A 1,316-nucleotide genomic window follows, 5' to 3' on the forward strand; every position below is an offset into this window, starting at 1 on the left:
ACCAGCTTAACAGAAAACACCCTTTACTACTCTACCAGAGACTTTTGGAAAAACAAAGTCCTGCTGATTGAAGACCTTGACGGAGTTTACAACGCCTTTTTGCCATTGCGTGAGTTCATGAGCAAGCAGAGTATTACCAAACTCACCACCGACAAAGATGCCAAAGGCAACAACGTACAAAAAGTGCTGACTGTAGAAGGCCCGATCTGCGTATCAGGGGCCACCACCAAAGAAGAGATCTACGAAGACAACGCCAACAGAAGCTATCTACTCCACATCAATGAAGGCGCTGGCCACATGGAAGAAGTTATGGACTACCAGAGGAAATTACAGGCCGGACTAGTGGATGAAAACAGCCAGAACATAGCCAAACAACTGCTTAAAAACACCCAAAGGCTGCTAAAACCCATCAAAGTAATCAATCCATATGCTACACAGCTTAAAATCCCCGACAGCGTATTTAAGAAGCTCAGGACAAACATGCACTACCTGCGATTAATAGAAATCATCACCTTTTACCACCAGGCGCAGCGGTCGAAGGTCGACAGCCCATCAGGGTCCTATATCGAAACTACGTTAGAAGATATCAGTTGGGCGAACAGGCTGGTAAAAGAAAGCCTGCTGCGAAAATCAGACGAGCTGAACGGCCAGCTCAGGAGCTTCTTTGAAGCCCTGAAAGCCCTGATCAGCAGGCGACCAAAAGACCGGCAAGCCTTTTACAGCAGAGAGATCAGGGAGCAGTTCAGGATGAATCCCATGAAAGCCAACAGGTATTTACGAGAGCTTGAAATGTGGGGCTATATCAGACAAACAGGCGGCAACAGGAAAACAGGCTTTGAATATGAAATAGCTGCATGGGATGAATACCAGTATCTGCAATCAGGCATAGACATCCTGGACAGCACATTGCAGAAGCTCAGGGATATAGAAGCCAGGAAGACCTGCCCCGATCCATCGGGGAACGGTACAGCTACGACAAAAGAAAGAAGTATAACATAAGTATAACATCAGTATAACACGGCTCCAATGTTATACTTAATCACCTCATACGATCAGGAAATCAAGAAAACAGTCCTAAAAAATGCAGTATAACAGTATAACATCACCAGAAGCAAGAGGGGTAAAAGTAAAACCGTCATATGGTAGCGAAGCGGACATCCCAGACTTGCTACGGGAGATATTAAAATAAAAAGGACCATGAAATCACTTCCACTAAAGAAGCCGGCTCATCAACGCTTACAAAAAGATTTTCAATACTGGCTGCAAACCCTTGGCTACTCCCCCTCGATAGTCCACGATCTACCCTACTACCTTCA

At 45.4% G+C, this 1,316-nt stretch carries 1 pseudogene; it reads left to right on the forward strand.

Annotated features, from left to right (window positions below):
- Window positions 1–999: pseudogene (locus C900_RS25945) on the forward strand (CHC2 zinc finger domain-containing protein); the annotation flags it as partial.
- Window positions 1,000–1,316: the final 317 nt, after the last annotated feature.

The organism is Fulvivirga imtechensis AK7, assembly GCF_000331535.1.
GTDB classification, from domain to species: domain Bacteria; phylum Bacteroidota; class Bacteroidia; order Cytophagales; family Cyclobacteriaceae; genus Fulvivirga; species Fulvivirga imtechensis.